This is a genomic window from Bacteroides hominis (assembly GCF_033042785.2).
In the GTDB taxonomy this organism is placed as follows: Bacteria; Bacteroidota; Bacteroidia; order Bacteroidales; family Bacteroidaceae; genus Bacteroides; species Bacteroides hominis.
This window is the reverse complement of the sequence record NZ_CP178829.1, coordinates 4803031-4822559: the sequence shown is the minus strand read 5'-3', so window position 1 is coordinate 4822559 and position 19529 is coordinate 4803031. Positions and strand designations below refer to the sequence as shown.

The 19529-nt window shown below is 40.7% G+C and carries 19 protein-coding genes; 10 read left to right on the top strand and 9 right to left on the bottom strand.

The genetic code is table 11. The annotated features are described in order from the left end of the window. Nucleotides 1-91: 91 nt before the first annotated feature. Both R3O62_RS20285 and R3O62_RS20280 read left to right on the top strand, forming a co-directional pair. Nucleotides 92-253: a hypothetical protein gene (locus R3O62_RS20285; RefSeq protein WP_005780817.1), complete on the top strand. Its 162-nt coding sequence runs from the start codon at nucleotides 92-94 to the stop codon at nucleotides 251-253. Between the two features lie 40 nt (nucleotides 254-293). Then, nucleotides 294-1175, top strand: a complete 882-nt coding sequence (locus R3O62_RS20280; protein WP_005780815.1) for a polyphosphate kinase 2 family protein — start codon at nucleotides 294-296, stop codon at nucleotides 1173-1175. 91 nt (nucleotides 1176-1266) lie between these two features. Here the strand turns inward: R3O62_RS20280 and R3O62_RS20275 are convergent, their stop codons facing one another. The 7 genes from R3O62_RS20275 to R3O62_RS20245 form a co-directional block, all read right to left on the bottom strand. Next, on the bottom strand, nucleotides 1267-1809 hold the full coding sequence (locus R3O62_RS20275) for a DUF3575 domain-containing protein (RefSeq protein ID WP_005780814.1): 543 nt from the start codon (nucleotides 1807-1809) through the stop codon (nucleotides 1267-1269). 3 nt (nucleotides 1810-1812) lie between these two features. Continuing rightward, on the bottom strand, nucleotides 1813-3849 hold the full coding sequence (locus R3O62_RS20270; RefSeq protein WP_005780813.1) for a tetratricopeptide repeat protein: 2037 nt from the start codon (nucleotides 3847-3849) through the stop codon (nucleotides 1813-1815). Nucleotides 3850-3873: 24 nt separating this feature from the next. Next, nucleotides 3874-4692: a hypothetical protein gene (locus tag R3O62_RS20265; RefSeq protein WP_317473000.1), complete on the bottom strand. Its 819-nt coding sequence runs from the start codon at nucleotides 4690-4692 to the stop codon at nucleotides 3874-3876. An 80-nt stretch (nucleotides 4693-4772) separates the two neighbouring features. Further along, entirely contained in the window at nucleotides 4773-5855 is a 1083-nt protein-coding gene (locus R3O62_RS20260) for a hypothetical protein (protein ID WP_032540254.1), read from the bottom strand. 14 nt (nucleotides 5856-5869) lie between these two features. After that, entirely contained in the window at nucleotides 5870-7003 is a 1134-nt protein-coding gene (locus R3O62_RS20255; protein ID WP_217737787.1) for a DUF5031 domain-containing protein, read from the bottom strand. A gap of 13 nt (nucleotides 7004-7016) precedes the next feature. Next, nucleotides 7017-8150: a hypothetical protein gene (locus tag R3O62_RS20250; protein ID WP_032529992.1), complete on the bottom strand. Its 1134-nt coding sequence runs from the start codon at nucleotides 8148-8150 to the stop codon at nucleotides 7017-7019. Between the two features lie 33 nt (nucleotides 8151-8183). Next, nucleotides 8184-9383, bottom strand: a complete 1200-nt coding sequence (locus tag R3O62_RS20245; protein WP_317472998.1) for a FimB/Mfa2 family fimbrial subunit — start codon at nucleotides 9381-9383, stop codon at nucleotides 8184-8186. A 678-nt stretch (nucleotides 9384-10061) separates the two neighbouring features. Between R3O62_RS20245 and R3O62_RS20240 the strand changes: the two genes are divergently transcribed. The 4 genes from R3O62_RS20240 (at nucleotide 10062) to R3O62_RS20225 (ending at nucleotide 14303) form a co-directional block, all read left to right on the top strand. Beyond that, nucleotides 10062-10334 (top strand): co-chaperone GroES, encoded by a 273-nt coding sequence (locus R3O62_RS20240; protein WP_005780804.1) that lies wholly within the window; start codon nucleotides 10062-10064, stop codon nucleotides 10332-10334. 42 nt (nucleotides 10335-10376) lie between these two features. Further along, a complete protein-coding gene (gene groL, locus R3O62_RS20235) occupies nucleotides 10377-12014 on the top strand; it encodes a chaperonin GroEL (RefSeq protein ID WP_005780800.1) in 1638 nt (545 codons plus the stop codon). 243 nt (nucleotides 12015-12257) lie between these two features. Next, nucleotides 12258-13529, top strand: coding sequence for a Kelch repeat-containing protein (locus R3O62_RS20230; RefSeq protein ID WP_032529986.1), 1272 nt, complete (start codon nucleotides 12258-12260; stop codon nucleotides 13527-13529). Nucleotides 13530-13724: 195 nt separating this feature from the next. Then, nucleotides 13725-14303: a flavodoxin family protein gene (locus tag R3O62_RS20225; RefSeq protein ID WP_005807817.1), complete on the top strand. Its 579-nt coding sequence runs from the start codon at nucleotides 13725-13727 to the stop codon at nucleotides 14301-14303. Between the two features lie 103 nt (nucleotides 14304-14406). Here the strand turns inward: R3O62_RS20225 and R3O62_RS20220 are convergent, their stop codons facing one another. Further along, a complete protein-coding gene (locus R3O62_RS20220) occupies nucleotides 14407-16146 on the bottom strand; it encodes a thiamine pyrophosphate-dependent enzyme (RefSeq protein WP_032529991.1) in 1740 nt (579 codons plus the stop codon). A 240-nt stretch (nucleotides 16147-16386) separates the two neighbouring features. On the opposite strand from R3O62_RS20220, the gene R3O62_RS20215 reads away from it, so the two are divergent. Further along, complete coding sequence (locus R3O62_RS20215; RefSeq protein ID WP_005780792.1) at nucleotides 16387-16605, top strand: winged helix-turn-helix domain-containing protein; 219 nt, start codon at nucleotides 16387-16389, stop codon at nucleotides 16603-16605. Nucleotides 16606-16673: 68 nt separating this feature from the next. Here the strand turns inward: R3O62_RS20215 and R3O62_RS20210 are convergent, their stop codons facing one another. Beyond that, nucleotides 16674-17099, bottom strand: a complete 426-nt coding sequence (locus R3O62_RS20210) for a DUF6249 domain-containing protein (protein WP_220654165.1) — start codon at nucleotides 17097-17099, stop codon at nucleotides 16674-16676. 134 nt (nucleotides 17100-17233) lie between these two features. On the opposite strand from R3O62_RS20210, the gene R3O62_RS20205 reads away from it, so the two are divergent. From R3O62_RS20205 to R3O62_RS20195, 3 genes are all read left to right on the top strand, one after another. Next, nucleotides 17234-17785 carry an RNA polymerase sigma factor gene (locus R3O62_RS20205; protein ID WP_005807811.1) on the top strand — a complete coding sequence of 184 codons (552 nt, stop codon included), beginning with the start codon at nucleotides 17234-17236 and terminating at the stop codon, nucleotides 17783-17785. After that, complete coding sequence (locus R3O62_RS20200; RefSeq protein ID WP_050496807.1) at nucleotides 17785-18156, top strand: hypothetical protein; 372 nt, start codon at nucleotides 17785-17787, stop codon at nucleotides 18154-18156. Before R3O62_RS20205 ends, R3O62_RS20200 begins: the two co-directional genes overlap by 1 nt. Before the next feature lie 278 nt (nucleotides 18157-18434). After that, nucleotides 18435-19448: a low specificity L-threonine aldolase gene (locus R3O62_RS20195; protein WP_317472997.1), complete on the top strand. Its 1014-nt coding sequence runs from the start codon at nucleotides 18435-18437 to the stop codon at nucleotides 19446-19448. Nucleotides 19449-19529 lie beyond the last annotated feature (81 nt).

Below are 19529 nucleotides of genomic sequence, written 5' to 3'. Positions count from 1 at the left end.
AAACTTTTTTGCCCGATTCTTTGTATCTTTATTACCGGATTATAACAGGTGTCACTGTAAAAGGTTGCACTCTAAAAAGAAAGGATCAGAAATGGATACAAACGAGTTAAAACAAAGACAGCATTTCATTCTAATCAGGACGTTGCTGGTTGTCACTGCTCTTGCCCTGTTGGTCTATATCGCTTTCTCAATGGCCTATTCATCCAGAAGATTTCAGGAAAGTACTTCAATTATCGAATTGGTTAGTGATTAGCTAAATAACGTCCGAAGAAGATAATAAACAGATTGGCGAAATGAAAAAAGAAATCTTGAAAAGGCTGTTGGCTACTCCCGGAGCGGAACATACCGTTTCGGAATTTGATACTCACTTTACAGGCGATTTGACCAAACAGGAAGCTGGGGCATTACTGGCTGAAGATATTGAGAAACTTTCTGCTTTGCAGGGGAAACTGTATGCACAGGACCGATATTCGGTCCTCGTCATTTTTCAGGCAATGGATGCTGCCGGAAAGGACGGAACAATTAAACATGTAATGTCCGGTATCAATCCGCAGGGTTGTCAGGTATACTCTTTCAAACAACCATCAGCCGAAGAACTCGACCATGATTATCTTTGGCGTATCAACAGATGCCTGCCGGAAAGAGGGCGTATCGGCATATTCAATCGTTCGCAGTATGAGGATGTGTTGATTGCCAAGGTACATCCTGAGATTATTTTGTCTAATAAGTTGCCGGGTGTCACCAGTTTGGAAGATGTCACTCCGAAATTCTGGAAAAAGCGCTATCGTCAGATAAATGATTATGAACGCTATCTGACGGAGAATGGTACGATTGTTATCAAATTCTTCCTGAATGTTTCGAAAGATGAACAGAAGAGACGCTTTTTGGCACGGTTGGAAGATGAGGCAAAGAACTGGAAATTTTCTACTTCCGATTTGAAAGAGCGTAGCTATTGGGATGATTATATGAAGGCTTATTCGGATATGCTGACTCATACTTCGACGGAAGATGCACCGTGGTATGTGATTCCGGCTGATAATAAATGGTTCATGCGTTATGCTGTGGGGCGGATTCTTTGTGAACGCATGGGTGAACTTGATTTGCATTATCCGGAAATGCCTGTTGAGGCACGGCATAAGATTGATGATTTCAAAAAAGCTTTGCTGGATGAATGAATAAAAAGCGGATTATCCGTCACAGACAATCCGCTTACTTTTTAACATTAGATTTTTAGAGAACTATGAAATTATTTATGGAAAGTACTTGCTATTTGAGTATATAAATAAGACTGAATCCGAGCTTGGTTAATCCGAAGTAGTTGGAATGGTCTTGTCCAAGGAATAATCCACATTTGGGACGTTCATATTTATCATAATTCATCGATGCATATCCTATTCCGGCGGACACTTCAATGTTCCATCGTTTTTTCCAGATCCATTGGTAGCCATAAGATATCCCGATCCCGTATAAATCTCCCTGATAGCGATATTTACTGAATCCTCCATTGTACTGGCCATAATGGGCATGAAGTCCCATAAAGTGTTTATAGAAAGGGATGCAAAACCAATATTTGATTTCCGGTTGAACTAAGAAACCACCCATTTTACGATTGTCGGATAAAAAAGTCCACCCTTTATACATGATATCTGTTCCTGCAGTTAGCCGAGGTGAGATTTTGAATTCAGCTCCCAGGTTTACAGTGGTGGTTGCCCAGGAGAGGGCATTGGTTCTCAATGCTATTTCTTGTGAAAGTATGGAGGGCAGCGGAATAAGCAATAGCAAAAGTAGGAAGAAGGCTTTCTTTTTCATACATTATTTCTTATCTATATCTAATAAATCCAGTAAATCTAATACGTCTCCATCTTTTAAAGCAATTTCTTTTAAAGACGGTTTTTGGGCGATGGCGTTCCTCAGGTGAGTAACAGCTTCGCCTATGTTGTCCAACCTGTTTGCAGCGATTGCTCTGACATATTCGCTCTCGGGAGAAGTATCTTCTATGCTTTTCAGGATTTCCCAGGCTTTTTGGTTTTGCTTCATGCTCAGCAGTAGGATGACCTGATTGATTCCCCCTTGTTTCTCGAAAGTGGGATAAGCTTCCTGATACTTTCCATCCATGGCGGCAGCAAGTGCTTTCACCATTTCGGTCTCTTTATTATCAGGCAGAAGTCCTGCAAAATGGTTTGCTTTTTTGAAATCCCGCTTTTGTAGATAGGCTACAGTTTGGTTGACCAGTATGGCCGAAGGGGCATCCTGCGTGATAAAGGGTTTCAGTAGAGTTGTATCGGCACGGTTTTGTTTTATTAAGAGTGATGCCAGATTGTTGGCTGCAATCATTAGGTCGGGATGTACCGAGAGGGCTTCTCTGTATAAAGCTTCTCTTTTTTCGTCAGTGATTTCTTTTTGATTCATGATGTAACTCCAGAACTCACTTGCCGTTAATTTTTTGGGGTCTTTCCGATAGAGAGTATTGATTTCATCTCTGTTGAGTGTACGCAGTTCAGAATACTCGTAGAAATATTCGACTCTTCGCAAGCGGGGTAGGTAGCGGTCGCGAATAAGCGGATAAATTTTCATTCGTCTGGCCCCCCAGGATATTTCATTATGGTTTCCCCGGGCGCGTCTGATCAGATCTTTGAGTTGGGTAACTTCTTTGATGCTGTCTTTTTCCATTAGTTCGCAAATCGTATTCCATGATTCTACTATGGCATCATTTTCAACTTTGGCCTTCCGGATTGTTTCTTCGGAAATATTTTCGAATACTTTCTCTGCTGCGTTTTTCATTCTTTTTTTAGCCAGTTTAAGATTGTATTCATACGTTCCTTCGGGAGAAGTGTATCCTGTGATCTGAAAAGTAGTCAGTGTTTTAGTACGATCTTTATCGATATCATCCAGTGCTTTTCTCATTTTCCTGAGTTCTTCAGCGTTTCTTCCTTCATTTTCGTAAATATTCGCATCTTCAGGACGGAACCGAAGATGCATTTCTCCTTTCTCATTGAAGTTGAGAGGGGTTTGTTTGGGTATATAGCTGTTGTCCAAATCCATTGCACTCAGATTATAGTTGAAAAAACGCATCGGATAAATAATGCCGTTTGTGATACGGACTGTGTCCCGATATTCGTCTTTACAAAAAGTACTTATCTTGATATGCACTTCTGTTGTGTATAAGTCATTGATGTTATCTACTGTGCATGAATCGGCATAAGTCAATGTCTGATTGCAGATCGAGTCAGGGTTTATGACTTGTGCGAAACGGGAATAATATTCTTTTTCTGACGGATCACCACAGATATTTCCACGGCGAAGCAGGATGTCGTAGTTTTTACCGTCGTATACAATGGGGGAAAAGTCTTTTCGGGTTCCCTGGCTACTGTTTACCAGAATTGGCTGAATGATAACCCGGGAGTCGTTTTGAAATCGTTTGGAGGGAATCTTATATCGGGTTTTAAGATAGAGCATATCTTTGATTAATTCCAGATCGGACGGAGCGAAAACAAATTTCATACTGTTCTTTAATGTGGATGTAACCATGATTTCGGGCAACAGGCTTTGTGATTCTTTGAGAATGATCTCCAGCCATTTTTCTTTACCGGAGTGAATCGTGACTGTTTCATAACCGACGGAGGAAAAAGTGATGATGGAATTTTGTGGGATCTCCAGTGTGAATTTTCCTTCTTTCCCCGTAGAGGCTTTCCATTTCTGACCATCTACCTGAATACTTACTCCTGAAATAGGAGCGGCTTCCTTGTCTTTCACGATACCACTAATGGTATGTGATGTTTGGGCTGATAGACGAACAAGCATGAAAGTTTGTAATAAGATAATAATCAGAGTTCGTATTCTCTTTTTCATGATTTACTGCGTTAATGTCCAAAGTTAGGGTATGATTGTTTCATCGTCATTATTTGTACCATCCCAGTCAGGATTGATGGTCACGGAGAAGCTGGAGTTCCCCAGAATGGTATAGTTAAAATCTGTGCTGATACGGGTCAGTTGGTTACGTAGAATGCGTACATTGTTTAGTGTGTTCTGGTAAACCGGAGAATCGGACTTACCATCGGCATATAATTTAAGGATAATGCTGGCATTCTCTGTTCCGGTTGTTGGGAAGGTACCTATATTGAAAGAAACGATACCTTCTGCGTTAGTGGCTTCTGTGACTGTGGTATGGTATTCGGCTATTGTTTCACCTTTATATAAAGTATCAATCTGACAGGTTGCCGCTACTTTATGCATTTCTACTGCGATTCCGGTAATGTTTTCGGGTAACTGTTTTAATTGGAATTGAGTTACGGCTTGAGTACGTCGAAGAATTACGAAGTCTTGATAACCGCATTCACAATCAACGGTAAAATCATAACAGGATGTAAAATAATCTTTTGTTTGTTCGGCTCCCGGATAGTTTAAATTGAGTGCCTCGGGGGTAGTCGTGTCAGAAAGTTCCTCTTCCGAAGCATTGGCAACAAGTCCCAGGCAATACTCTCCGAATGCCAGTTTGGGAAAGCTCAGTGGATGCGTATCAGTGTCCAGATCAGTTGCATTGTCTATAATTCCGGACTGGACCAGTGTGTTATCTTGATAGAGATAATAACGGATGCTACTGATTCTGGCAGACAGATTATCTTCCAATTGCCCTTTATCGGTAGCCGGCTGCTGGAATTTTTCAGCTGCAATTGTCAAGGTAACGTCACCCATCCAGCAGTTTTTCAAATCTTCTTCCCAGCAACTGCTAAAAAGTAGAATGAAAGGAAGAAGGTATAAAAGACGGTTTGTTTTCATTTTGAGAAATTGAGTTCTATGTGTCCCCATGGAATATTATTAGGATCCCAATTATCGGGTGTACCTATTATGAGAGATTGACAGTTTAAAGCAGATCCTACTTTATTTAGGATAAGAGTCGTCACTTGATTGCGCATCGCTTGGGTTTCGACTTCAATAGTAGGCGGTGTTTGATCGTTGTCCTGGAAGATGGTTACAGTAATGTTTTTACCTTCGGGTGGGGTTAATATGTTTTTTAATTTATCCTCCTCTCTCACTCCAAAGTAAGTGAAAAACATGGTCTGATCACCGACTTGATACTGAAATGCTTGTCTTATAATTGTTTTTAATTTACCGAAAGATAACTCAGTGTCTTTTGTGACAGTTTGACCAAGTAGATTTATTCCAGTAATGCTTTGTTCTTTTATGGAATAATTAATCTCTGTTTCTTTATCGAAGATTCCCCAGAAGTCGTCTCCTGTTGTAGATAGGCGTATTAATGAAGAATATCGCTTTAGAGTTAATTGTTCTGTTAATGGGTGGTGATGACTGGAGTCTTCAAGTTTTTCAGTTTTTTTAATCGTAACAATGTCTGATGTTGCGAAAAATATTTCATAACTGCAATAGTCTGTATCAAGGCTTGTTAGCCATGGAATATCGCTTTCTGTAAAGCTTTGATTAGGTTGTAATGTATTGTTTTTCGGACCATTAATGAGAAGTATAAATTTATAATTTCCCGGGCGTAGCGTCTTTTGGAGAGTATAGTTAAATGAATCGGAAGATTTTATGTATCCTTGGGGAATAACCTTATCTTCTATCTCTTCTATCACCCATGTGGAGTTATCTACTTCTTTTATAATGATCAATCGGCTATCGTTGATTGCTGTCACATTGTAGTCTGCTATGCTGTTGGTTCGTGTCCTCATCGGTACAATTTCGTTGTCTGTTGAGAACTCTTTACTGTTTATAGTGGCAGTTAATCGGACTGTAACCAGTTCATCCTTACTATCAGGGAATTCCACCTCATTACTACAGGAGGTATATAAGAATAATAGACTTATCCATCCTGATAGAGTATATAATAATCTATGTCTCATCATATTCTCATTATTTTTTAGTCCCATTTCCAGTCTATTCCGTAATTACCCGAAACAGAAAGATCTATGATACGATTGTTTCGAAGGCGTATATTGGTTACGGTATAATGATCTTTCACGATAGTCAATGGTTTGTCGGTAAGAGATAGAGTGAGTTTTTGGGTATTGTAACTTCCGGGAGGAAATGGAGTTGTGTCATAATACGAAAATTTGAGGACAGCTTTGACTCCTTCTTCTATCTCTGCCACTCCTGTTTCCGGATTATCTAAAGTTATCTTGGAGAAGAGGTATGGACCACAGATGCGCGTTGCTCCATTTACGGCTTTATTACCAATATCCAACGGAGCATCGTTAAGTAACTCTATGATTCCTTTATTGTCTTCGAAAACAGGGAAGTATGTATCCTCTTTGAGAGTGACTGTTTTAGAGAAACAAATATCAATTCGTTCCGGCTTTTTCGTTTCGTTGGTTAAAGACACTTTGGGTGTCACTCCGCTTACCTCCATATCTATTTGAAATACTCTGTCTAAAGTTGAGGAGCATTCTGCGTCAATATCGATGGGATTACCCTTTTCATCGCACTTCATTACATCAAAAACCAGTTCACCCACTGCCCGTTTTAATTTGAACTCGATAGAAGTTTTTCCTTGTGTTATGTCTTCCGGGGTAAGAGCCTGGATGGCATAATAGTTATCTTTGGAAAGAGGAATATAGCTGTTATCGTTTTCTCTAACCATACTGATCTCTGAGTCTGTGAAAGTCATACCTTCTCCACTTAAGACTACAGACTCCGGTTTCTGTTTTGGAGTGGCATGGAGTAGTAACAGATAAAATCGATCAGTATATTCGGTCGGGATGGATAATGTGTAGTTTTGGATTTCTTCCAGATCGAGCCCTTTCTCTTCGGTCCGTTCCCAAAAGATATAATCGGAACCATCATTGGATGAAGGGGTAGAAGTTTCGGAACGGAAAATGAAAAGATGGTAAACCAATTGGGGTAATACTGTATTATCACCGGGGACTACCTCTCCGGCAGGAGGCACCAGACTAAGGCTGAAGGCTGAAGTTTCAGGGGCTCCTTCGGGTTGTTCACACGAAAAGACCCCCAACAATAGAATTCCTAAAATCAGAAAAAGTGTATGTGGTTTCATTGCCTGTGTGTTGTTAGTTCCAAAATCCGTCGTTACCGGCAACCTGACTATTGAATTTTAGTTCTTCTAAATTCAGTTCGGCGTCAGGGGAAATGGAAATATCAATATTTTCATTTAAAATCCAAAGGGTGAACAGGTACATCTTGTTGCGTTCTAAAGTGATATTTTTTAATGTGAAAGTTTTGCTCTTCAGAGTTCCTGTGTAATCGATATCGATGGTTATGCAAATCGTTTGATTGAGAGGGGCAGGGAATAGTAGCGGACCTTCGCAATAGGCTGCTCCTTCGTACTTTTGATAGTCTGCTTTTTCAATAGCCGGACTGAACAGAGAAACAAATTTGTCTACATCAAACTTTTTAAAAGAGAAATTTCCGTCTTGAAGCCGTGCCGAACAGTGGTAGGACATCGGATTTTTAAAGATTAATCCGGTTTCACTTAAATAGCAGCGGCTACTGCTTCCTTCTATTGTAAGATTGATGCCATCAATCTTTTTCAGTGCATTATCAAAGGTGTTTTCAGGTGAATCAATTGATATGTATTGTCCGTTTTCTTTTCTGGCTCTTTGCACAATAAAGCATAATTGTCCTTGTAAATGGTTTATTTTCCGGGAAATTTGTGCTTGATTCGTTGTTGATAAATCATATTCTGTCTGACTGTCTTGGATCTCTTCTTGGTCTGAGTCCGTAAAGAGGGCTGTTGTGCAGTGATTGAGTTCCGTTTGTTCGTTTACAACATGGGTAGGATACTGAAAATAATAGTTCCGGTCATATGAAGTTGAAATTAGATTTTCCGGATTATCTTCGGTCACGAATGAAATTTTTTCAGAACTTACCGCATTTTGAGAAAATCCTTTTGCCAACAGAAATCGATAGATTCCTGTTGGCAATAAGATGTTTTTTTGCAAGTGTTCTTTCTCGGTAAACCATGGACTCTCTTGGATACTTTCTGTTTTGGTAAATTGGTTCTCTTCTTTTTTAAATATGAGAACTGACATTTCGTCGTCATCTCCTCCTTTGGTGGAAGGTGACTGTTGGGCCTTAAATGTGACATTGACGGAAGTATCTCCTTCGATTATTTCCCGGTGGTTAGTACAGGCACTTCCCAGCACAAGTGTTCCCAAAAGTAATTGTCCGATGTAGTGTTTCATCATATTAGGCTCTGCAGAAGGATTTTAGTGGATTTATTCGACATCAACATCCGTTTGATGGATACCGTCATAAGTTTTTTCTATTTCTACAATGAAAGTAGATTTTGGGTTGAATAGATGTTCGTCATCATTACCTTCACCATTGTTTTCGGCTTCAGTCGAAGAATTTAATTTAATGGTAATCACAGAAACATAGTTTTTGGTGACTGTGAACGAAGGGACTTTGATCGTTCTTTCCTGATTTGCTTTGTTAAGTTGAATGTTGGCGTTCAGCGTTTGAGAAACAGATGGTGAAAATGGTAGTAAGTAAGATCCCATAAAGTAGGCTCCACCGTTTGCTATACCATTTTTGATATTAGTTTCCATATTTTGGTTGATTGCATCTGCATCTTTAGGGAATGGTTGGTACTCTGTTGACTTTACTGCATCCGCGCCGGATTCTCCATATCGAAATGTAGGAGTATTGTAGGTTACTTCACATGGGATGCCTGCTGTATAGTCCGGATTTTCTCCATAAAGGTTATATTTGAGAGGGATATTTGTTGGCTTGAAGATCAACGATGTCAATGGGTTCGCCTCTGTACTTCCAAATATATTACCTGTTTTATATGGTACTTCTATTGTGGGATTGTTTGACGCTACTTTGATAAACTTAATATCTATGCGTGATACAATACGTGCCAAAGTTAATTCTATTTTTATTTCATTGTCATCTCCGCCTACACCACTGGAAATATTTATCTCTTCCGTATTACCACAGAAAATTTCATTCATGTCCGTTTGGTATTGGGAAGAGGTAGAGGGGTAATGGGTAATTACGATACTTTTTAATACAGTCTCCCAACTTATATTTTTTATGTTTTCTATAATTTCATTGAGATTAGTTCGGTTGCTTTCGTCCAGATTGTAAAATGCAATAAATTTATAGGTACCTACCGGAAATGCAGCATTATATTTCCAGGTTTCCCCATTAATGGCAGCTGCTGGGTGTTTAGCCTCTTCATAACTAAAGTTACCTTCTCCGTTTTTTTTGAATGCATACAGCACGAAATGGTCCTCGTCCAGACTTGTTGGTGCGGATCCTCTTGTTTGGGCGGAAGAATGAGTTGTTAATTGAGTGGTACAACTGATGTTTCTCAATTCTGTTTTAGGGATTTCTGTTGTAGCTTTTTCGCTGCAACTTAGAGTCATTGCAGACAATGCAGTAATAAACAATAGTTTTAATGTTTTCATAATGTTGAGTATTTGTTATTGCTTTGATGAATAATCGAATGGGAGATACTCCCCCCTTGTGTAAGTTGGCGTAATACAAAAACAGCAATGTTGAGGTTACAAAGCGTTTTGATAAGAAATTAAAAATGATTTGTTGATAAGGCACGCTACGCTCTTACCTCTTACAGAGGCGTTATACGATAACGTAATAATAAAGATTAGGAAAAGACTTTTCTCATACTTAATAGGTAAGAGAATTTATTTTATGGACATATGCTCTTACGGGTAGTTTTGAGTTAAATTCATAATCTCATGGCAAGAAACAGTCATATAGATATATATTATTTTATAATAAGGAATTATATTTACTTTAAAAATCATTCATAGATAACAATTTAATAAAAAGAACTGGTGTAAAAGGCAAATATTAAATAGTTTCATTTAAAAAAAAGAAAAGAAATATTTTGGATACATTAAAAATTATCCATACATTTGCAACGATAAAATGAATGACTTATCATTCTCTTACCTATTAAGTAAGCGCCTGTTTTTCCAATGTCATCAGTCATTTTGGCAGTCCTTCTCTGACAAACAATCATTCTTCCCTTTTGGCACACTTTTCGCAATAGGTTATTCGTCCTGCTAAAAGGACAAAATATTACTATAATAAGTATAACATATAAAAAATAAAAAGTAACTATGAACATTAAACCATTAGCAGACAGAGTGCTGATACTCCCTGCACCTGCAGAAGAAAAAACAATTGGTGGTATCATTATTCCTGATACAGCAAAAGAGAAACCTTTGAAGGGTGAAGTTGTGGCAGTTGGTCACGGTACGAAAGACGAAGAAATGGTATTAAAAACAGGCGATACGGTTCTTTATGGAAAGTATGCCGGAACAGAACTTGAAGTAGAAGGTACAAAATACCTTATCATGCGTCAGAGCGATGTTCTCGCTGTTTTGGGTTAATAAACGTAGTGTTTAATCAATTAATTAAATAGTAAAATCATTATGGCAAAAGAAATATTATTCAATATCGAAGCTCGCGATCAATTGAAAAAAGGTGTTGATGCTTTGGCAAATGCGGTAAAAGTAACACTGGGCCCGAAAGGACGTAATGTAATTATTGAGAAAAAATTCGGTGCTCCTCACATCACTAAAGATGGTGTGACAGTGGCAAAAGAAATTGAACTGACAGATGCTTACCAGAATACCGGTGCACAGTTGGTAAAGGAAGTTGCTTCTAAAACAGGTGACGATGCCGGTGACGGTACAACTACTGCAACTGTTTTGGCTCAGGCTATCGTAGCAGAAGGTTTGAAGAATGTAACTGCCGGTGCAAGCCCTATGGATATCAAACGTGGTATTGACAAGGCTGTTGTCAAAGTGGTTGATTCTATTAAAAATCAGGCAGAGAAAGTTGGTGATAACTATGACAAGATCGAGCAGGTTGCTACTGTTTCCGCTAATAATGATCCGGTTATCGGTAAACTGATTGCTGATGCCATGCGTAAAGTTTCTAAAGATGGCGTAATTACTATTGAAGAGGCTAAAGGTACTGATACTACTATCGGTGTGGTAGAAGGTATGCAGTTCGACCGCGGTTATCTGTCGGCTTACTTCGTGACTAATACGGAGAAGATGGAATGTGAGATGGAGAAACCTTACATCCTGATTTACGACAAGAAGATTTCTAACCTGAAAGATTTCTTGCCTATCCTCGAACCGGCTGTACAGTCAGGCCGTCCTTTGTTGGTTATCGCGGAAGATGTAGATAGTGAGGCATTGACTACATTGGTAGTGAACCGTCTGCGTTCTCAGTTGAAGATTTGTGCAGTAAAAGCTCCGGGCTTCGGTGACCGCAGAAAAGAAATGCTGGAAGACATTGCCGTATTGACCGGTGGTGTGGTGATCAGCGAAGAAAAGGGTCTGAAACTGGAGCAGGCTACTATCGAAATGTTAGGTACTGCTGACAAAGTGACTGTTTCTAAAGACAACACTACAATTGTAAACGGTGCCGGTGCTAAAGAAAACATCAAAGAACGTTGCGACCAGATCAAGGCTCAGATTGCTGCTACTAAATCAGATTATGACCGTGAGAAATTGCAGGAACGTTTGGCTAAGCTGTCAGGTGGTGTAGCTGTTCTTTACGTAGGTGCTGCTTCTGAGGTAGAAATGAAAGAAAAGAAGGATCGTGTGGATGATGCACTTCGCGCTACTCGTGCTGCTATTGAAGAAGGTATCGTACCGGGTGGTGGCGTAACTTACATCCGTGCAATCGATGCTTTGGAAGGTATGAAAGGCGACAATGCCGACGAAACAACCGGTATCGAAATCATTAAACGTGCTATCGAAGAACCGTTGCGTCAGATTGTAGCCAATGCCGGTAAAGAAGGTGCTGTAGTAGTTCAGAAAGTTCGTGAAGGTAAAGGTGACTATGGCTATAATGCCCGTTTGGATGTTTACGAAAACCTTCATGCAGCCGGTGTGGTAGATCCTGCCAAAGTAACACGTGTTGCTTTGGAGAATGCCGCTTCTATCGCAGGTATGTTCCTGACTACCGAATGTGTGATTGTAGAAAAGAAAGAAGATAAACCCGAAATGCCGATGGGCGCTCCCGGAATGGGAGGAATGGGTGGAATGATGTAATTTATTCCCAGGATTGAAAAAAGAAAGCTGCTTTCGGAAACGGAAGCAGCTTTTTTTGTTGACCTTTGCGGATATTTTGCAGAACGTTTGGACGCGGTTGTAGGATTGTGTATATTCGTAGATATAAACCAAAGCTAATTAAAATGGAGACACATAGTATTTCTCTATGGATTATTGCTTTTGTGGTGGCTTTCGTTTCCCCGGTTCGGGAATAATTGATGTGGATTATAATATAAAATGTGTATGCGTATAGTTTTATTCCTATGTATCCTTTTTTTAGAAATATCAGTCAGCAGGGCTCAGATCAGGGGGATTGTTGTAGATGGAAAAAAAGGACAGCCTTTGTCCGGTGTGAATATCTATATGCAGAAAGATTCCATAGGAATTGGAGTGACGGACATTGAAGGAGAATTTCGATTTGCACATAATAAGATGGGGCTCAGCGATACCATTGTTTTCTCGTATGTCGGCTACTCGTCTTTTAAATGTACATTATCCGAGTTACGGCATCTTGAGTATAAAGTGTTCATGTATGAACTTCCCCAATTATTGCATGAAGTGGTAGTTAGTGGAGAGCGTCCACCCTTCTTTCTGGAATGGACTTCGTTGGCTTCTTTACCTAAACCTTTATATTCTTTTGGTGGGTTTCTGCACGATGGCAAAATTTATGTGGTTGCGGGGGATGAGACTCTTGTCCGAATGGTTTCCAATAAATACAGGCAAGGTACTGAAGCTTGGGAATATCGTTCCAATAATATGTATGTATATGACATTGCATCGGATGTGTGGAAAAAATGTGCGAAAGGTTTTGTGCCTCGTGCGGGACATACCGCTCAGTTTTATAAGAATAAAATATTTGTTTTGGGTGGAAAAAGATTATCCACCAATCGACAGTTGGAATATACAGATGCTACAATGGAGGTTTATGATCTGAATAAAGATACTTTGTATGTTGATCCTGTGAATCCTCATCAGGCAGTTGACTTCGCTTCATTCATTTATGATGAATGCCTCTATGTGATGGGCGGGGCGGTAAAGGAGAAGATGTTTTCTAATCAGATACATATGCTTGACCTGAAAAGGGGTGTTTGGTATGAACAGGAAAACACAATTCCTGCCGAATGGTGTGGTAGGATGAATGGCATTCTGGTGGGAGATAAAGTTTACTTTTTTGGTGGTTACCGTACAGCACCGATGTGGTTTACAGTTAGTTATGACCTGCGGACAGGAAAATGGCAACGGTTATGTGATCTGAAAGACGGAGTTTCTTATCCCGGCCTGGCTTCTGATGGCGATTGTATCTATATTTTTGAGAATCGTAATTTACAAGTTTACGATATAAAAACAAATACCATGCGTATTTACGAACTGGCTGCTTTGGATTTAGAGAGCGCAGGACTTTTTTATTGGAAAAATACGCTTTACATAGTAGGCGGATGTACTCGCCGAGGAATATATGTAGCTCCTCATAAAGGTGTTATCGCTGTGGATGTGAGTCAGATAAATCCGCAATGAGGCGGGTACATTGCATCGTTTTCGTTTACCTTTATCCGGTTTGTAAATTTAGAGATCATCACGGTAAATTGTGTTAAATTGTGCCTGTGTATCAATAATAAAACAAAATAGGAGGGCCGGAACCAAGGGCACTTTTACTCTAACATATTTTACTAATTTATATTTGCATTTTAAACCTATAAAAGAACAGACAAAATGAAAATTGTGGCGTTTAACGGAAGTCCCCGTAAAGGTGGCAATACAGAGATGCTAATTAATGAAGTGTTTAAACCTATACAGGAAGCCGGTATAGAAACCGAATTGGTACAGTTGGGTGGGAAGTTGCTGCGTGGCTGTGCTTCATGTTATACTTGTTTCAAGACAAAGGACGGACAATGTGTCATCAAGACCGACCCAATGAATGAGTTTATCCGAAAAGCCCAGGAGGCAGACGGAATAATTCTGGCATCACCTACTTACTATGGTAGTGTGAGCGCGGAGATGAAAGCTTTTATGGACCGATTGGGGTTGACCACTATCGGACAAGGGCGTACACTGACACGTAAAGTTGGAGCTGCCGTGATTAGTGTCCGCAGAGGTGGTGCCGTAACGGTTTATGATGAACTTAACCGTTTTATGCTCGGAAGCGGAATGATTGTTCCCGGATCTACTTACTGGAACTTCGGTATTGGTGAAATGCCGGGAGAAGTTTATGATGATGCAGAAGGGTTGAGAAATATGAAAGACCTGGGAGTACAATTGGCGTGGTTGCTAAAGGCTGTACATGATAAATGATGAATGTTGAATGGTGTACGATGAACGCAAGGTGTGGATCATAATTATCCATTATTTGCCGTTCATCGTTTACCATTCATCATTCAACCAACCCTGTTCATCATTAAAATACCTCTCTGATATGTTTAAAGTTCGAATTGATCGTATCGATAACTTCCTGTGAGCGTCCGTTGATCAGTAGTTTATACATGGATTGGGCGAAGCCTACCATTTGGCCTAATTCTATTTTCGGAGGCATGGCCAAAGCATTCGGGTCGGTCATGATATTTACCAATACGGGACCTTCCAGTTCGAATGCATTACATAATGTATTTAATACCTCTTCCGGATCGGAAACATTGAAGCCTGTCATACCCATTGCTTCGGCTACTTGTGCGAAGTTAGGATTCAGCATATTCGTCTGCCAATCCGGCAGTCCGTCTACTTCCATTTCCAGTTTTACCATTCCCAAGGACCGGTTGTTGAACACAATCACTTTTATAGGGAGTTTATATTGTACCACAGTCTCCAGATCTCCCAATGTCATGGATAATCCTCCGTCACCACAAAGGGCGATTACCTGTCTGTCCGGGCAAGCCAACGCTGCTCCTATAGCTTGGGGCAGGGCATTTGCCATCGAACCATGATTGAAAGAGCCCAGCATGTGCCGCTTTCCGGTCGCTTGCAGATAGCGGGCTCCCCATACACACGTCATACCTGTATCTACCGTATAGATGGCGTCATCGGATGAAATCTTATTGATTTCGGACATCACATATTCCGGATGAATCTGATCCATTTTGCCTTTATCTTCCGTATAGGCAGCCAGATCTTTCTTTACTCCTTCGTAACGTTTCAGCTGTTTGCGTAAAAAAGAGTCATCCTTTTTCTGTTGTAGCATGGGCAATAAGGCACGAAGAGTAGAGCGTATATCTCCACAAAGCCCCAGATCCACTTTGGCACGTCGTCCCAGTCTTTCGGGTTTAATATCCACCTGGACGATTTTTATATCATCGGGTAAAAAGGCGGAATAGGGGAAATCGGTTCCGAGCATGACAAGCACTTCTGCTTCGTGCATGCTGTAATAGCCGGAAGGCATACCCAGTAGTCCGGTCATACCTACTTCATAGGGATTGTCATATTGTACTTCCATTTTTCCTTTAAAAGTATACGCGACAGGAGCATTTAGAATCTCGGACATCCGGATGATTTCCTCATGTGCTCCTTTACAGCCTATACCACAAAACAAGGTGATGCGTCCGTAGTGATTCAGCATGCCGGCCATCCGGATCAGGTCTTCTTCGGCCGGACATACGGACGAAGCTAATGGATAAATCTGTTCAGAGGACTCTACTTGGGCTGCCGGTTTCTTTGCCAAGTCACCGGGAAGCCCGATTACGGCTACTCCTTTTCGGGTAGTGGCTGTTTGCAAGGCCGATTGCAGCATGCGGGGAAACTGTTGGGGAGTAGTAGCTACTTCGTTATAGAAACTACAGTCATTGAATAGCTTGATCGTATTGGTTTCCTGAAAATATTCAGTTCCGAATTCTCCGGTTGGAATAGTTGAGGCAATGGCTATCACAGGAGCTCCCGAACGGTGAGCATCGTAAAGCCCATTGATTAAATGGACATGTCCCGGTCCGCTGCTTCCTGCACAACATCCCGGCAGTCCGGTCAGTTGTGCTTCCGCACCTGCGGCATACGCACCGGTCTCTTCATGACGTACATGTATCCACTTCATTGCTTCGTTTTGCCTGACGGCTTCATTCACTTCGTTCAGGCTGTCGCCTGTTACTGCATAAATTCTTCTGACGCCTGCCTCAATCAGAGTGTCGACAAGCTGTTCTGCTACCTTCTTTCCCATATCTATCATTCAGTTTAGGTTATTCAATGATGCAATAACAGGTGATTATATCAAAAAGTTGTATATTTAACGTATGCTAATAACCTTGGTATATTGGTATATAAGATAGATTTTATGTTAAAAATATCGTATGTAGTATGTTTTTAGTGTTTTTGTAGTAACAATGCTTACATAATTTTGTTAACTTACACCGCGTAAATAGTAACTTTATGTGTTTTAACCTTTAAACTTTTGTATCAAATGGATAAAAATGAAATCGGCTTGAATGCCGGAAAAGTTTGGCAATTGTTGAGCAACAATGACAAATGGAGTTATGGTAACCTGAAAAGGAAATCCGGGTTGAAGGATAAGGAATTGGGGGCAGCTCTGGGCTGGTTAGCCAGAGAAGATAAGATTGAGTTTGAACAAGAAGAGGAGGAACTTTATGTTTACCTCTGTGTAAATGTTTATATTGGGTAGATGATGCTGCTTATTATGAAAAAAATCCCCGGAACAGTCCATTGGTATTGTATTCCGGGGATTATTTTTTATTCCTCTTTCTTTTTATTGCAGGAATTCCGTTCTATCAAAAAAGAAGTCACTAATCCAGCTCCTCCGAAGAGAAGTGTGCATGATCCGTAGATAACTCCTACCATTTCGCGGGTATATCCCCTGTCGAACCTATCAAAGTCATACGGAGAGAAGCTTACGTAACTGATAATGAAACCGGTTAATAGTCCCAGTCCTACTCCCAACAGCAGGCAGCCACCTTTCAAGGTTCCGAATGACAATTGAGAACGGTTATAGTCAGGCAAACAAATCTTCCCATTCAGTTCGAGATTGCCTTCTGACATTTTCTCTCCTAACTTTTCAATAAGAGTGATGCGTTCGCGTCTGCACGCAAAAAGTTCAAACAATTTGTAAATACCTAAGGTAATGATGCCCACAACTAAGGGGACTGTAATGAAATCCATCATGATCGTATGTTTTTAAGTGAATAATTCCGTTCTTTGCACTGTTTGACGCAATAGACTACGGAAAGGTTACAAAGAAAAAAATATTTTTTTGCCTGTAACCTTTCTGATTCGCTTGCGTCTAACCGAATATCATGGTACAGAACGAAGAAACACAATACATAGCACGGATACTGAACGGGGACACAGAAGCTTTTTCTGTATTTCTCGACCGTTACAGCCGTCCGCTTTATGTGCTGATTGTGCAGATTGTCGGTTGTCCCGAAGATGCGGAAGAGTTGGTACAGGATGTTTTTCTGAAAGCCTTCCGCTGTCTTGACAGTTATAAGGGAGAGTGCCGCTTCTCTACCTGGCTTTATCGGATTGCTTATAATGCGGCTGTATCCGCTACCCGCAAAAAGAAACAGGAATTTCTTTATATTGAGGAAGGTACCATAAATAATGTACCCGATGAAAAGGCCGACGAAATACTTTGTCCTACCGATGACGAAGAACGGACTGCGAAACTGATTCAAGCCATCGACTTGCTGAATGTTGAGGAAAAAGTCTTGATTACACTTTTCTATTTTGAAGAGAAGTCGATAGAGGAGATAGGAGAGGTGCTGAAACTTTCATCGGGAAATGTCAAGGTGAAGTTGCACCGTACCCGCAAAAAGATTTATTTATTAATGAACGGAGATGAGTAATTATGGAAGCAAATAAGAAATGTACGGAAAATGCATTGAAGCAGGCCCTTCGGAAAAGGCAACCTGGTAATCTGCCGTCCAATTTTAATTACCGGATGATGGAACAGGTTCGACTGGAGGCCGAAAAACAGCGGAAACGGAAAGAACGGACTATGCTTTGCGGCATGATTCTGGGTATATTGCTATTGATAGGGATGGCGGTCTATACACTCGTTTTCAAATTAGAATTCAACTTAAAGGAGTGTTTGTCCAGAGTCGATTGGTCTGATACCGCTTCTCCGATGATGGTTTTCTATAGCTATATTGCAACTTTGGTTCTGCTCCTGCTCGGATTGGATTATTGGCTGCGTAAGAAGAAGTTTCATTCCTGAGTGAGTTTGATTTCACTACAGATTACACAGATTTCCACAGATTAATAATTTATTCCGTTGATATTTAAAATTATTCGTTGATATTTAGGACTAAAGATTCGGTGAAAATTCGTGTAATCTGTGGTGGAACCGATTCATTCCTATTTTGGATTGTCCATTCATCAGCTGAGGATATAATATCAGAAAACCTCTGTGCCCTCCGTGTAGTCTGTGGGGAAATCTTTTCTTTTTCTGCGAATAATTTTCTTCCTTTGCAGAAAAATTTATCTTTATAGACTATGAGAAGTTTTGCCTCTGATAATAATTCGGGTGTACACCCTGCCATCATGGAAGCTCTGACACGGGCTAATCAAGATCATGCGCTGGGCTATGGTGATGATTCGTGGACAAAAGAAGCTGTCCGAAAAATTAAAGAAATATTTGTTGCCGACTGTGAGCCGTTGTTTGTTTTCAATGGAACAGGTAGTAATGTCATCGCTTTGCAACTGTTGACTCGTCCTTATAATTCTATTATTTGTGCCGAAACTGCACATGTTTATGTAGACGAATGTGGTTCTCCGGTGAAGATGACCGGTTGCCAGATCCGTCCCGTAGCCACTCCCGACGGAAAATTGACACCTGAATTGATCGCTCCCTATCTGCATGGCTTTGGTGACCAGCACCATTCGCAGCCGGGCGCTGTTTATCTTTCGGAGTGTACGGAGTTGGGTACTATTTATACGCCGGAAGAGTTGAGAGCAATTACCTCACTGGCCCACCAACACGGGATGCGGGTACATATGGATGGTGCACGTATAGCCAATGCCTGTGCTGCCCTCGGCCTTTCACTGAAAGCATTGACCGTAGATTGCGGTATCGATGTGCTCAGTTTTGGCGGAACCAAAAACGGATTGATGATGGGAGAGTGTGTGATCGTATTTGATGATTCGTTGAAAGCGGAAGCTCGATTCGTACGCAAGCAATCGGCTCAACTGGCATCGAAGATGCGTTATCTTTCCTGCCAGTTCACGGCTTATCTGACAGAGGAACTGTGGTTGAAGAACGCAATGCATGCCAATGCGATGGCCAAACGTCTCTATGAAGCTTTGAAGCAGATTCCCGGTGTGCGTTTCACCCAAAAGGTGGAAAGTAACCAATTATTCCTGACCATGTCTCGCGCCGAAATAGATCGTATGCTGCAATCTTACTTTTTTTATTTTTGGAATGAAGAGGCGGATGAAATTCGTTTGGTTACTTCGTTTGACACAACGGAGGAGGACATCGATACGTTTATCCGGATATTGAAAAAATAGGATTGCATCCAATAGCGCCAGATGCTCACCACGGAGTAGCACAGAGTCTCACAGAGGGAGAATGATAGAAATTCAATTCTT

Excerpts from the sequence above, each read along its gene's own strand:
- R3O62_RS20230 (WP_032529986.1), top strand. The coding sequence starts at position 12,258 with ATGCGTATAGTTTTATTCCTATGTATCCTTTTTTTAGAAATATCAGTC.
- groL (WP_005780800.1), top strand. The coding sequence starts at position 10,377 with ATGGCAAAAGAAATATTATTCAATATCGAAGCTCGCGATCAATTGAAA.
- R3O62_RS20210 (WP_220654165.1), bottom strand. The coding sequence starts at position 17,099 with ATGGATTTCATTACAGTCCCCTTAGTTGTGGGCATCATTACCTTAGGT.
- R3O62_RS20280 (WP_005780815.1), top strand. The coding sequence starts at position 294 with ATGAAAAAAGAAATCTTGAAAAGGCTGTTGGCTACTCCCGGAGCGGAA.
- R3O62_RS20245 (WP_317472998.1), bottom strand. The coding sequence starts at position 9,383 with ATGAAAACATTAAAACTATTGTTTATTACTGCATTGTCTGCAATGACT.
- R3O62_RS20205 (WP_005807811.1), top strand. The coding sequence starts at position 17,234 with ATGGTACAGAACGAAGAAACACAATACATAGCACGGATACTGAACGGG.
- R3O62_RS20195 (WP_317472997.1), top strand. The coding sequence starts at position 18,435 with ATGAGAAGTTTTGCCTCTGATAATAATTCGGGTGTACACCCTGCCATC.
- R3O62_RS20225 (WP_005807817.1), top strand. The coding sequence starts at position 13,725 with ATGAAAATTGTGGCGTTTAACGGAAGTCCCCGTAAAGGTGGCAATACA.
- R3O62_RS20240 (WP_005780804.1), top strand. The coding sequence starts at position 10,062 with ATGAACATTAAACCATTAGCAGACAGAGTGCTGATACTCCCTGCACCT.
- R3O62_RS20255 (WP_217737787.1), bottom strand. The coding sequence starts at position 7,003 with ATGAAACCACATACACTTTTTCTGATTTTAGGAATTCTATTGTTGGGG.
- R3O62_RS20220 (WP_032529991.1), bottom strand. The coding sequence starts at position 16,146 with ATGGGAAAGAAGGTAGCAGAACAGCTTGTCGACACTCTGATTGAGGCA.
- R3O62_RS20265 (WP_317473000.1), bottom strand. The coding sequence starts at position 4,692 with ATGGGTGACGTTACCTTGACAATTGCAGCTGAAAAATTCCAGCAGCCG.
- R3O62_RS20260 (WP_032540254.1), bottom strand. The coding sequence starts at position 5,855 with ATGATGAGACATAGATTATTATATACTCTATCAGGATGGATAAGTCTA.
- R3O62_RS20285 (WP_005780817.1), top strand. The coding sequence starts at position 92 with ATGGATACAAACGAGTTAAAACAAAGACAGCATTTCATTCTAATCAGG.
- R3O62_RS20275 (WP_005780814.1), bottom strand. The coding sequence starts at position 1,809 with ATGAAAAAGAAAGCCTTCTTCCTACTTTTGCTATTGCTTATTCCGCTG.
- R3O62_RS20270 (WP_005780813.1), bottom strand. The coding sequence starts at position 3,849 with ATGAAAAAGAGAATACGAACTCTGATTATTATCTTATTACAAACTTTC.
- R3O62_RS20250 (WP_032529992.1), bottom strand. The coding sequence starts at position 8,150 with ATGAAACACTACATCGGACAATTACTTTTGGGAACACTTGTGCTGGGA.
- R3O62_RS20215 (WP_005780792.1), top strand. The coding sequence starts at position 16,387 with ATGGATAAAAATGAAATCGGCTTGAATGCCGGAAAAGTTTGGCAATTG.